Annotated in this window: 7 protein-coding genes; 3 read left to right on the top strand and 4 right to left on the bottom strand. The window is 74.3% G+C overall.

The window, feature by feature from the left end; translation table 11 throughout:
- Positions 1 to 48 precede the first annotated feature (48 nt).
- From guaB to guaA, 3 genes are all read left to right on the top strand, one after another.
- Positions 49 to 1,521, top strand: a complete 1,473-nt coding sequence (gene guaB / locus D3A59_RS07185; RefSeq protein WP_119154235.1) for an IMP dehydrogenase — start codon at positions 49 to 51, stop codon at positions 1,519 to 1,521.
- Positions 1,522 to 1,586: 65 nt separating this feature from the next.
- Positions 1,587 to 2,315, top strand: coding sequence for an SIMPL domain-containing protein (locus tag D3A59_RS07180; protein ID WP_119154234.1), 729 nt, complete (start codon positions 1,587 to 1,589; stop codon positions 2,313 to 2,315).
- Positions 2,316 to 2,361: 46 nt separating this feature from the next.
- Positions 2,362 to 3,969, top strand: coding sequence for a glutamine-hydrolyzing GMP synthase (guaA, locus tag D3A59_RS07175; RefSeq protein WP_119154233.1), 1,608 nt, complete (start codon positions 2,362 to 2,364; stop codon positions 3,967 to 3,969).
- A gap of 25 nt (positions 3,970 to 3,994) precedes the next feature.
- Here guaA and D3A59_RS07170 read toward each other — a convergent pair whose 3' ends face one another.
- The 4 genes from D3A59_RS07170 to D3A59_RS07155 are packed head-to-tail and all read right to left on the bottom strand — an operon-like array spanning position 3,995 to position 12,127.
- The gene (locus tag D3A59_RS07170) at positions 3,995 to 5,266 is read right to left on the bottom strand and encodes a TIGR02679 family protein (protein WP_119154232.1); all 1,272 of its coding nucleotides are present in this window, start codon (positions 5,264 to 5,266) and stop codon (positions 3,995 to 3,997) included.
- Entirely contained in the window at positions 5,263 to 9,294 is a 4,032-nt protein-coding gene (locus D3A59_RS07165; protein ID WP_119154231.1) for a TIGR02680 family protein, read from the bottom strand. The genes D3A59_RS07170 and D3A59_RS07165 overlap by 4 nt, the downstream gene beginning before the upstream one ends.
- Positions 9,291 to 10,616 carry a TIGR02678 family protein gene (locus D3A59_RS07160; protein ID WP_119154230.1) on the bottom strand — a complete coding sequence of 442 codons (1,326 nt, stop codon included), beginning with the start codon at positions 10,614 to 10,616 and terminating at the stop codon, positions 9,291 to 9,293. The genes D3A59_RS07165 and D3A59_RS07160 overlap by 4 nt, the downstream gene beginning before the upstream one ends.
- A complete protein-coding gene (locus D3A59_RS07155) occupies positions 10,613 to 12,127 on the bottom strand; it encodes a TIGR02677 family protein (RefSeq protein WP_119154229.1) in 1,515 nt (504 codons plus the stop codon). The genes D3A59_RS07160 and D3A59_RS07155 overlap by 4 nt, the downstream gene beginning before the upstream one ends.
- Between the last annotated feature and the right edge of the window lie 172 nt (positions 12,128 to 12,299).

The following is a 12,299-nucleotide window of genomic DNA, read 5'->3' as shown; positions in this document are numbered from 1 at the left end:
GCGGGCCGCGACTCCGTATAATCCGCTTTTGCGTCTGGAGCCTCTCTCATGCGCCTTCTCGGCAAAGCGCTCACCTTCGACGATGTGTTGTTGGTGCCGGCCTTCTCCCAGGTGTTGCCCCGCGACACGTCCCTCGCGACCCGTCTGTCGCGCAATATCGCCCTGAACCTGCCCGTGGTGTCCGCTGCGATGGACACCGTCACCGAGGCGCGTCTTGCGATCGCGCTGGCGCAGGAGGGCGGCATCGGCATCGTCCACAAGAACCTGACCGCCCGGCAGCAGGCCGCCGAGGTCGCGCGCGTGAAGCGCTACGAGTCGGGCGTGCTGCGCGACCCGATCACGATCACGCCCGACACTCCGGTGCGTGCAGTGAAGGAGTTGTCGGCGCAGCACGGCGTCTCGGGCTTCCCGGTGCTGGAAGGCAAGACCGTGGTCGGTATCGTCACCGGCCGCGACCTGCGCTTCGAGACGCGCCTGGACGTGCCGGTGCGCGACATCATGACGCCGCGCGAGCGCCTCATCACGGTCAAGGAAGGCGCGTCCATCGACGAGGGCAAGGCGCTGATGCACAAGCATCGCCTCGAGCGCGTGCTGGTCGTCAACGACGCGTTCGAGCTGCGCGGGCTGATGACGGTCAAGGACATCACCAAGCAGACCAACTTCCCGAACGCCGCGCGCGACGCGCAGGGCAAGCTGCGCGTGGGCGCGGCGGTCGGCGTCGGCGAGGGCACCGAGGAACGCGTCGAGCTGCTCGCTGCCGCGGGCGTGGACGCGATCGTCGTCGACACCGCGCACGGCCACAGCGCCGGCGTGATCGAGCGCGTGCGCTGGGTCAAGCGCAACTTCCCGAACGTCGACGTGATCGGCGGCAACATCGCCACCGGTGCGGCGGCGCTGGCGCTCGTGGAAGCCGGCGCCGACGCGGTCAAGGTCGGCATCGGCCCGGGCTCGATCTGCACCACCCGCATCGTCGCGGGCGTGGGCGTGCCGCAGATCACCGCGATCGACAACGTCGCGACCGCGCTGCTGGGCACCGGCGTGCCGCTGATCGCCGACGGCGGCATCCGCTACTCGGGCGACATCGCCAAGGCGATCGCCGCAGGCGCGTCCACCGTGATGATGGGCGGCATGTTCGCCGGCACCGAGGAAGCCCCGGGCGAGGTCATCCTCTACCAGGGCCGCAGCTACAAGAGCTACCGCGGCATGGGCTCGATCGGCGCAATGAAGGCCGGCTCCGCGGACCGCTACTTCCAGGAGAACGACGAGGCCGTCAACCCGAACGCCGACAAGTTCGTGCCCGAGGGCATCGAGGGCCGCGTGCCCTACAAGGGCTCGGTAGTCGCGATCCTCTACCAGATGGCCGGCGGCCTGCGCGCCTCGATGGGCTACTGCGGTTGCGCGACGATCGAGGAGATGCGCAGCAAGGCCGAGTTCGTCCAGATCACGGCCGCGGGCATGCGCGAGAGCCACGTGCACGACGTGCAGATCACCAAGGAAGCGCCGAACTACCGGATGGAGTGAGGCCCCCCGGGCCGCCTGCGGGCGGCCTTTTCGTTTGGACCCCTTGAAGAGAAGAGGATCGGTGGATGGGTGAGCGCCGGAGCTGGCTTCCCGCGGCCGTGGGCGGTGCGCTGATCGCCGTCGGGCTGATCGGGCTCGGCGGCGCGGTCTCGTCCGGGCTCGTGCAGTTCCGCGCGATGGAGCGCAGCGTCGAGGTCAAGGGCCTTGCCGAGCGCGAGCAGCCGGCCAATCTCGCGATCTGGCCGATCACCCACGCCGACGCCGACAACGACCTCGCCGCGCTGCAGGCCCGCATCGAGGCCAAGAACGCCATCGTGCTCGACTTCCTGCGCAAGCGCGGCTTCGACGGAGCCGAGCTGTCGGTGGTGCCGCCGTCCTTCGTCGACAAGCTCGCGCGCGAGTTCGGCGGCGAGGAGGGCGGGCGCTTCCGTTACACCGCGCGCACCGGCATCACCGTCTACACGCCCAAGGTCGACGCGGTGCGCGCCGCGCTGGCCCAGGTCGGCGAGCTCGGCCGCCAGGGCATCGCCGTCACCGGGGGCGACCCCGGCATGGGCGCCGGCGTGCAGTTCCTCTATACCGGCCTCAACGACATCAAGCCCGCGATGATCGAGGAGGCCACCCGCAACGCGCGCGAGACGGCGACCAGGTTCGCCGCCGACTCGCAGAGCACGCTGGGCAAGATCCGGCGTGCCAACCAGGGCCAGTTCTCGATCGAGGACCGCGACGCCAGCACCCCGCACATCAAGAAGGTGCGCGTCGTCTCCACCGTCGAGTACTACCTGCAGGACTGACCATTCTTTTTTCCGCCGCCGCCCGCCGGGCACGGCAACCCGCACCATGCACGACAAGATCCTCATCCTCGATTTCGGCTCCCAGGTCACGCAGCTCATCGCGCGCCGCGTGCGCGAGGCGCATGTCTACTGCGAGATCCATCCGAACGACGTGTCGGACGAGTTCATCCGCGGCTTCGCCCCGAAGGGCATCATCCTCTCGGGCAGCCATGCCTCGACCTACGAGGAGCAGGAGCTGCGCGCGCCGCAGGCCGTGTGGGATCTCGGCGTGCCGGTGCTCGGCATCTGCTTCGGCATGCAGCACATGGCGTCGCACTTCGGCGGCAAGGTCGAGTGGAGCGACCGCCGCGAGTTCGGCTACGCCGAGGTGCGCGCGCACGGCCACACCAGGCTGCTCGAGGGCATCCAGGACTTCAGCACGCCCGAGGGCCACGGCATGCTGAAGGTCTGGATGAGCCACGGCGACAAGGTCACCCAGCTCCCCCCCGGCTTCAAGCTGATGTGCTCGACGCCGAGCTGCGAGTTCGCCGGCATGGCCGACGAGGAGCGCGGCTACTACGCGGTGCAGTTCCACCCCGAGGTCACGCACACCGTGCACGGCGCGGCGATGCTCACGCGCTTCGTGCGCGAGATCTGCGGCGCCAGGGGCGACTGGATCATGGGCGACTACATCGAGGAGGCGGTCGCGCGCATCCGCGAGCAGGTCGGCGACGAGGAGGTGATCCTCGGCCTGTCCGGCGGCGTCGATTCGAGCGTCGCCGCGGCGCTGATCCACCGCGCGATCGGCGACCAGCTCACCTGCGTCTTCGTGGACCACGGCCTGCTGCGCCTGAACGAAGGCCAGATAGTGATGGACATGTTCGTCGGCAAGCTGCACGCGAAGGTGGTGCACGTGGATGCGAGCGAGCAGTTCCTCGGCCACCTCGCCGGCGTGTCCGACCCCGAGCAGAAGCGCAAGATCATCGGCCGCGAGTTCGTCGAGGTCTTCAAGGCCGAGGCCGCCAAGCTCAAGGCGGCGGGCGACGGCTCGGTCCAGGGCGCGAAGTGGCTGGCGCAGGGCACGATCTATCCGGACGTGATCGAGTCCGGCGGCGCCAAGACCAAGAAGGCGGTCACGATCAAGAGCCACCACAACGTCGGCGGCCTGCCCGAGCAGCTGGGCCTGAAGCTGCTCGAGCCACTGCGCGAGCTGTTCAAGGACGAGGTACGCGAGCTGGGCGTGGCGCTGGGCCTGCCGCCCGAGATGGTCTACCGCCATCCCTTCCCCGGCCCGGGCCTGGGCGTGCGCATCCTCGGCGAAGTGAAACGCGAGTACGCCGACCTGCTGCGCCGCGCCGACGCGATCTTCATCGACGAGCTGCGCAGCACGCTCGACCCGGTGAGCGGCAAGAGCTGGTACGACCTCACGAGCCAGGCCTTCACGGTGTTCCTGCCCGTCAAGAGCGTGGGCGTGATGGGGGACGGGCGCACCTACGACTACGTCGTCGCGCTGCGCGCGGTGCAGACCAGCGACTTCATGACCGCGGACTGGGCCGAGCTGCCCTACAGCCTGCTCAAGCGCGTGTCGGGCCGCATCATCAACGAGGTGCGCGGCATCAATCGCGTGACCTACGACGTCTCGAGCAAGCCGCCGGCGACGATCGAGTGGGAGTGAGGCCGGCAGCCCGCCTGCCGGCGGGCTACCGTGCCAGATCGCCCAGCAGCGGGCCCGCGACGGCCTCCTCCGCGATCGCGAGTCCCTGCCGCCGCATCGCGGCGGCGAGCGCCGCGTCCCAGGGCGCCTCGGCGGGCGTGCCCTGCAAGCCCTGTCCCGGTCGCGGCGCCTGCTCCGCCGCCGCCTCGTAATCCGCTGCGCCGAAGCGCCACGGCTGTGCGCCGTGCTCGCGCATCACGTGCGCCGCGATGCGCAGTCCCGCCCAGTCGAAGTCGGCATGGCAGCGCAGCCGGGCGCCGGCCAGCGCGAGCTGCGTGAGCAGCAGTCGCTGCGCCGCGGCCGGCATGCCGTCGGTGCAGACGAGCGGCGCGCAGCCGGCGCCCAGCCGGTCCGCGGCGATCGCGACGAGGTTAGGGTTCTCGCAGACATGCACCTCGACGTCTCGCACCGCCCAGCGCGGCGGCGAGCGCAGCAGGGCCCGCAGCGACAGGTAGGCCGGCTCGCCCGGTGGCGCCCGGCCGGTGCTTTCCCCATCGACCGGCAGGTTCAGGAACAGCGCCGGCCGCGCCAGCTCGTTGACCAGCACGCCGGCCGAGGCCCAGACCTCGCGCTCGCTCTCGGCGCGCCGCTCCTCGGCGCTTGCGCTGCCCTGTTCCCCGCCGGCGTTTCCGTCCTCGCCCGCGGCAAGCATCACCCGCCGCCATGCGGCAAGCACCAGCGTGGCGGTCGGCTGTCCGGCGTCGAGCGCATGGGCGTCGCCCAGCACCTCGGCGGCGAGCTGCGCGCGGGGCAGTCCTGCCGCAGGCAGGCGCTCCAGCACGGCCGCGGCACGCCGGCAGAGCGAACGGGCCGTCCCCGCATCGCGGCCCGAGAGACGGCGTAGCAGTCCCAGACCCTCCGGCAGCGCCAGCAGCCGCGCGAGCGCCGGATGTCCGCACCCGTCGATCACGGACTGCCAGCGCGCCTCCTCCTCGTCACGCAGCGCCGCCCTGTCCAGAATGGGACCGTCGAGCCGCTCCAGCGCCTCCCGCAGCGACGAGGCGATGCCGGCCTGCCGCAGCGCGTCGTCGATGCGCGCCACGTCGATCAGCATCGAGGCGGCGGGCCGCGCCGCGGGGCGGCCGAGCAGCCGGGCGAGGGCTTCGTGCTCGTGCGGCGCGAGCTGCGCGAGCCGCAGCTCCGGCAGCGCCGTGCCCGGCGCCAGCTGCTCGAAGCGCCGGCGCAGGCGCTGCCGCAGCGCGGCAAGCCCCTCGCCGCCGAGCAGCCTGAGCAGACGCGGGTCGTTCGCCCTGCTCATGTCCCGGGCGCGAAGCGGCGGTCCGGGTCCTCCTCGCGGCGGCGCGCGCGGCCGTCCCAGCTCCAGCGCGACACGAACACCGCGTCGATCCCCTCGCGGCGCTGCAGCTGGCAGATCGACACGCCCGGCAGCTCGGCGTAGCAGGCCCATTCGCGCTCGCTGGTGATCACGAAGTCGAGGTCGAACTCGCGGATCAGCGCCATGCAGTGCGCGCGCGCCGCGTCGTCGATGCCGGCGAAGGCCTCGTCGAGCAGCACCAGCCGCGGCGCATGCGCGTAGCCGCCGTGGCTGTAGAAGCTCGCGACCGCGGCAAAGAGCGGCACCGTCAGGCCGAGCGCGCGCTCGCCGCTGGAGGCGGGGCCCGAGAGCTTGCGCCACTGGCCGTCCTGCCAGCGCAGCACGCGGAACTCGTGCCAGTGCCGGTAGTCCAGCGCGCGGGCGAGCTGCTCGAGCAGGCTGCCGCCCTCGCTGCGCTCGCGCTCGGCGGCGATGCGCTGCTGCAGCATCGCGCCGACGACTCTCCGGTCCTCGGCCGACCACAGGTCGGCACCGGTGTTCAGCAGCCGCCGGCGCGCCGCCTCGAGCCCGACCGGCGCGCCTTCGGCGCCCTCGGGCAGCGGCTGCCACTGCAGCTTGAAGCGCACGCCGGTCGAGGTCGGGCGCTTGTGCAGCTCCCGGTTGATCGCCTCGACCTGGCGCTCGGCGGCCTGCAGCAGCCGCTGCACCTCGATCGCGATCTCGGCCTGCAGGTGGTTCTCCAGCACCTCGCGCTCGCCGGCGCTGAGCAGCTCGCGGCGCTGCGCGATCTCGTCGGCGAGCCGTGCGGCGAGCCGGTCGGGACGCTCGGGGCGGTTGCGCCAGACGATGCGCACGACGAGCCCGTAGTCGCTGGCCTCGCCGTGCGCCTGGTGGCCGAGCGCGGTCAGCGCGCCCTGCAGCTCGGTCAGGTCGGCGCCGATGTGCTTCTGCACGCGCTCCCAGCTCGCGTCGTCGGCGTCGACCTCGCGCAGCGCCTGCTCGGCGGCGCGCGCCGCACCGCGCTGCTCCAGGGTCTGCGCGGCGCCGTTCGCGCGGGTCTCGGCGACGGCCAGGGCCCGGGCGGCCTCTAGCCGGTCTTCCCCCGCGGCCTTCTCTTCCCGCTCGGCGGCACCCACCGAGGCCCGGGCCCCGGCGATGCGCTGCTGGAGCTCCTCCACGCGGGCGCCGACCGTCTCCCGCAAGGCGGTCAGCCGCGCCCGGGCCTCCTCGGCCTCGATTGCGGCGGCCGCGAGCGCCTCGCGGGCCTCGGCGTGGTCCTGCCGCGCCTCGGCCTCGCGGGCCTGCTGGCGCTGGAACTCGGGCTGGTGCAGGCGCAGGTCCCAGGCCGCCTGGACCAGCGACTGCAGCGCCTCGTCCAGCTCCTGCAGCGCCGCCTCGATCGGCGAGAGCGACTCCGGGGGCGGCGGCAGGCGCAGGTCGGCGGCGTCGTCGGCGAGCCGCTGCTGCGCCGCCTCCAGCGCGCGGGCCGCGTCGAGCCGCTGCGCGTCGGCCTGGGCCAGCCGTTCTCGGGCGCGCTGCAGCTCGCGCTCGCGAGCGGCGGCACTCAGGTGTGCCTGGCGCAAGGGCTCGTCGCCCGGGGCGGTGCGCCCCTCCTGATCGGCCTGCCGCTCGGCCTCGGCCTGCCGGGCGAGCCGCTCGCGCAGGGCCTGCTCCTCGGCCGCGAGCGCCTCCAGCCGCCGCGCGATCTCGGTCAGCCGCCGCTCGCGCGCCGCGGCGCGGGCTGCGAAGCCGATGTGCAGTGCGGCCGGCTTGTGCCAGGCGCCGGCGAGCGCGCCGAGCCGGAAGCGGCCGTCCGGCGCAACCCAGGCCTCGGCATCCGCGGGATCCCGGGCGCCGCAGGCCACGCCGGCGAGCAGCCGCGCGAGCACGGCCGAGGGCACCGGCGCGTCCGGCTCACCGGCCGGCTGCAGCCAGTCGGCCAGCGAGCCGCCGGGCTGCAGCGGGCGCGACAGCCACTGCGTGTCGTGCAGCGGGCGGCCGTCGCCCGCCGCGTGCAGCGCCCCGTCCGGCGCCACCCAGGCGTCGAGCAGCCCGGCGGCCTCCAATGCGGCCTCGAGACCGGCGCGCTGCGCCGCGTCCACCTCCTCCCGGAACTCGACCAGCTGCCACAGCGGGGCGCCGAGCCGGGCGTCGCGCACGCCGGGGCCGCGCGTCCAGGGCTCCGGGGGCGCGGGGTCCTCGCCGGCGGCGAGGCGCTGCCGCTCGGCGTCGAGCGCCTGCCGCTCCTCCCGCAGAACCAGCCCTTGCATTTCGAGCGCATGCCGTTCGGCGGCGAGGCGCGGCAGGGCCTGCTGCTGCGCGGCCAGCAGCGCAAGGCGGGCCGGGTTGTCGCCTTCGGGGGCCGTCACCCAGTCGGCCAGCGCCTGCAGCGCCGGCCCGGCGTCGGGGGCCAGCTGCGCGAGCGAGGCGAAATGCGCCTCCCAGGCCTGCAGCAGCGCACGGCCGGCCTGCTCGGCCGCCTCGTCGGCCTCGGCGCGTGCGGCGGCGGCTTCCTCCGCTTCGTCCCGGCGCTCCTGGCGCGCCTGCTCCCGCTGCGTCTCCTCGGCGCGGGCCTGCGCCAGCTCGGCATGGCGCCGGCGCAGCAGCGCAATCTGCTCGCGCCGGCCGGCCAGCAGCGCGCGCAACCCCGCACGGGCGCTGTCGAAGTCCTCCGGCGCCAGTGAAGCGATCCCGAGCGGATCGGGCACCGCGAACGGATGCGGCTGCAGCGCGCCGTCGAGACCGGCCGTGCCGGCATGCTGCAGTGCGTCCTGCCGTGCCGCGTTCAGGGCGGCGGTCGCCTGCTCGACCTGGATCGCGCGCCGGGCGCTCTCGGCCTCGTTCTCGCGCAGCCGGCGGGCCGCCTTGTCGAGCGCCTCCTGCGCCTCCCGCACCGCGCGCTCGCGCCCGGCCGCGTCGCGCTCGGCCTGCGCGAGCCGGTTGGCGTCCTGCATCGCCGGGTCGGATTGCAGCGTGTCGAGCGTGGCGCGCCGGCCGGCGAGATCGCGCTCCGCCTGCTCCCGGCGCGCCAGGGCCTGCGAGTCGCGCTGCCGCGCGGCCTCGAGGGCCTGCTGCGCCTCGCCGAGCGCGCGGCTCGCGCCGTCGAACTCGGTCTGCGCCTGGCGCAGCACCCGCGCCTCGCGCCGGCTGAGGGTGCGCGCGTAGACGCGGTAACGCTGCTCGAAGCGGTTCACCGCCTTCTCCAGCGCCTCGTACTCGGCCAGCTGGCGGCGGTCCTCCTCCAGCTGGCCGAGCGCGTCGGCCACGTCGCCGAGCAGCTCGCGCGACATCGGTGGCAGCGCCTCGGTCAGCGCCCGGGACAGGCTCGCCTCGTCCGGCTTCTTCGACAGCTGCGGCTGGCGCAGCTGGATCAGCGTGTCCATCAGCGCGGCGTAGCGCGCCTCGCCGAGGTGGAAGAGCCGCTCGTCCACCGCGCGGCGGTAGGCGGCGGCGGTGTCGAAGACCTGGCCGTGGCCCTGCAGCACCTCGCGCAGCTTCTCGCGCGTGAGCACCGCGCGCTGCGGCGTCGTGAGCCAGAGATCCCGGCCGAGGCGCGGACCCTCGCCGCGCCCGTCCACGACGAAGAACCAGGCCTGCACCTCGGGCCGCGCCGCCACGGCGGCCAGCCCCGCGCCGAGCGTCAGGAAACGCGGCGCGCCGTCCTCGCCGACGCGGCCGAACTCGATCCAGGCGTAGCCGATGCGCCGGTCGTGGCTGTTCATCAGCAGGTTCCACGCCATCTTCTTGCCGGCATCGCCGTCGGGCTCGATGCGCGAGGACTTCAGCTGCGCGTCGAACAGGAAGGGCAGCGTCAGCGACAGCACCTTGGACTTGCCGGTGCCGTTGTTGCCGCGCAGCAGCAGGTGGCCGTCGCGGAACCAGAACTCCTCGCTGTCGTAGTGGAAGAGCTCCACGAGGCCCAGGCGCAGCGGCTGCCAGCGCGCGAGCGCCGGCTGCGGCAGCGCGGGCCGCGTCTCGGGCAGGGGCCGCAGGTCGAAGGGATCGTTCATGTCGGGTCGTCGAACAGGGAGCCGGTGTCTTGCCCAGGCGCGCCGGCCGGCCCGGGGCGACGGGCGCGGCACGGCCCGCCGCTGCCGGGGAGCTCGCGGATCTCGGTGGAGCCCAGCGCGAAGCGGGCGAGGGCAGGGCGGGGCCGCAGGACCGGGCCCTCGCACGCCACCAGCTGCAGCATCGCAAGGCGCTCGATCGCGAGCCGCGCGAGCTCGCGCTCGGCGCCGGGCTCGCGCGCGGACTTGCGCCAGTAGCGGCCGAAGCGCTCCTTCGCCTCGCCGAGCCAGGCAACGAGCTGGTCCTCGGTGATCGGAACCTCGCCCTGGCGTGCGCGGCCGGCGAGGTATTCCGCCGCCAGCAGCGTGGCGTGGGCCTCGGTGCCCTCGGCGGGCATCCTCACATCCGTCAGCGCGCCGGTCTCGTCTGCCAGCGCCAAGCCTTCCGCGCGCTGCTCGGCGAGCAGGCCGGTCGCCTCGCACAGCCGGGCGGCCATCGCGCCGCGCTGGTTGACGAAGTAGGCGCGCGATTCGGCATCGAGCGTGTCGAGATAGACGACCGGGTCGTCGAGCAGCCGCCTTGCGAGCCGGTGGCGCAGCGCGGTGCGGCGCGCCTCCTCGCTGTCGGCCACGTGCTCGTCCACCAGCGCGCGCAGGCGGTCCTCCAGCCCAGTCGGCGCCTCCCCGGCCGCCCAGGAGGAGGGGCCGCGCACGGCGGCGAGCATGCCGGAGAGCGCGCGGCGCTGCACGTCGTAGAGCGCGTCGGCCTGCTCGCCCGCGGCGCGCACGAAGCCCTCCTCGTCGCCGGCCACGCGCTGCAGCACGCCGAGATCGAGCAGCGTGCGGCACACGGCGACGAGCTCGCGCCGCTCGTGCTGCGCCTCGAGCGTGAAGGCGAAGTCGCGCGAGCGCAGCGCCGGGTCGGCGGCGAGCTGCAGCAGCCGCTCGCCGAGCAGGCGCAGCGTGATCTGCGGCTCGGCCCGCTCCAGCACCGCGCAGGCCAGGCACAGCAGCACGTAGCGGCGCCGGTCGTAGCCCGGCAGGCCGCGCGTGGCATCGCCGAGCTCGGCCGGGCGCTTGTGGAGCCGCGCCCCGTCGCGCTCGACCTGCAGCACCCAGCCGGCCTCGCGCGCGAACCATTCGCGCAGCGCCGCGGCCTGGCGGCGCACCGCGGCGAAATCCTCGTGGGCCGGGCCCATCAGCGGCGTCATCAGCAACGCGCGCAGCGCGGTGCGGAACTCCTCCTGCTGGTGGCGCTCCTGCTGGCGGCCGATGGTCCGGCTGTCGGTGCCGCTGTCGGGGCGGCGGTCGTGGCGCTCGTTCATCCGGCCTCGTCCAGCACGGTGATCGTGATCAGGTGGTCGCGGCCGGCGAAGCAGCCGTGCGGGGTGCGGATCTCGGCGCGGCTGTCGGCGGCGAGCGGCTCGAGCCGCAGCTGCATCAGCCCGTCGCCGCTCAGTCGCTCGACCGGCCGGTCCGGGTCGGCCTGCTCGGTCAGCGCCTCGCCGAGCAGGCGCAGCAGCAGGCCGAAGGCGTGGGGGTCGAGCTCGCCAAGCTCCGACAGCCGCAGCGGCCGTCCGGTGGCGAGCCGCGCGCGGGCGGCCTCGACCTGCCGCGACTCCTCGGCGAGCTGGCGCGCGAGCAGCTCGCGCTCCTGGCGCCGCTCGCGCACGGTGGGCAGCGGGCCGCGCGGGGTCGCCTCGCCGTACTCGCGCAGGCGTGGGTGGATCACGAGCGGCGGCGCCTCGGCCCACGGGGTGGTGGCCGGCAGTGCAGTGTCGGCGGCGGCTTCGAGCGAGAGGTGGCGCGCCGGGTTGAGCGCGAAGGCCGCGCGTGCGAGCCGGTGCGCGTCGGCGTCGCTGTCGCAGGCGGCGAACCAGCCGGCGAGCAGGCGGAAGTCGGCCGAGCGGTCGCTGCGGCCGGCGCGCCGCTCGTTGAGCGCGGCGATCGCGCCGAGCAGCTGGGGGATCGCCGCGCGGGCCCGCGCCCGCAGCAGCTCGGCCTGCGGTGGCTCGTGCCCGGTGGACAGGAACCAGCCGCGCAGGCCCTTCCAGCGCTCGCGCCAGGCCTGCCAGCGCCGCGCCTGCGCCTCGGCCTGCTCCTGCGCGTCGCCGGGCGCGGCGTCGCGTGCCTCGCGCTGCGCGACGAGCCACAGCAGCGCGTCGACGCGCGGGCCGAGCGCCTGCAGCCGCCGCGCGATCGTGTCGGCGCGGCGCACCAGGTCGCCCATGAAGCGCTCGAGGTAGTCGATCAGCCGGCGCTTGTAGTTCACCACCGCGGTGGCGTCGGCCTGCTGCAGCTCGATGCTGCGCGCCACGCCCGCCATGAAGGCCTGCGCGTTCTCCGCCAGGCTCTCGAAGACGCGCACCAGGTCGCGCAGCGTCTCGTGGACCTTCGCGGCGTCGGGCTCGGCCTCGCCGGCCAGCGCCTCGAGCGCGGCGAGGCGGCTGTCGATGTCGTCGAGCGCGACGGTCTGCAGCTCGGCGCGGTGCGCCAGCGTCTGCGCGAAGGTCGCGAGCGCCGCCTCCACCGCCTCGCCGCCGTGCGAGAGCCGGTAGAGGAAGCGGGCGCGGTAGAAGTCGCCGAGGCTCGCGACGCGCGCGGTGTCGGGCTGGGACTCGAGGTTGCCCCAATCGGCGAGCTGCGCGAGCGCCGCGTTGACCTCCTCGATGCGCGGGCGCTCACCGGGCCAGGAGGCTTCCGCCAGTACCTCGTCGGGGCGCAGCTGGAGCCGGTACTGGCGCTTGGCCGCGGCAAAGACGTCCATGACGGCGCGGTACAGCGCCGACTTCTCGGCGCTGACATGGCGGAACAGGTCGCCGGCCTCCGCTCGCATCGCTCTCCTCCTTGGCAGTCCGCGCATTCTGCGGCATCGGGGGAGGACCGGCCCGGCCCGCGGTGACGAGGCGCGGATGCCGGCACCGCGGGCGAGGCCGGGGCGGCGCTGGGTCGCGGGCCCCGTGAGCGACGCCGGTGCGCATGGCGCCCCCCGGTGCCTTGTGCCCGCC

Source organism: Caldimonas tepidiphila (assembly GCF_003569765.1).
GTDB classification, from domain to species: Bacteria; Pseudomonadota; Gammaproteobacteria; order Burkholderiales; family Burkholderiaceae_C; genus Caldimonas; species Caldimonas tepidiphila.
Note: the sequence above shows the minus strand (reverse complement) of the source record. Positions and strands in the feature narration are given on the sequence as shown.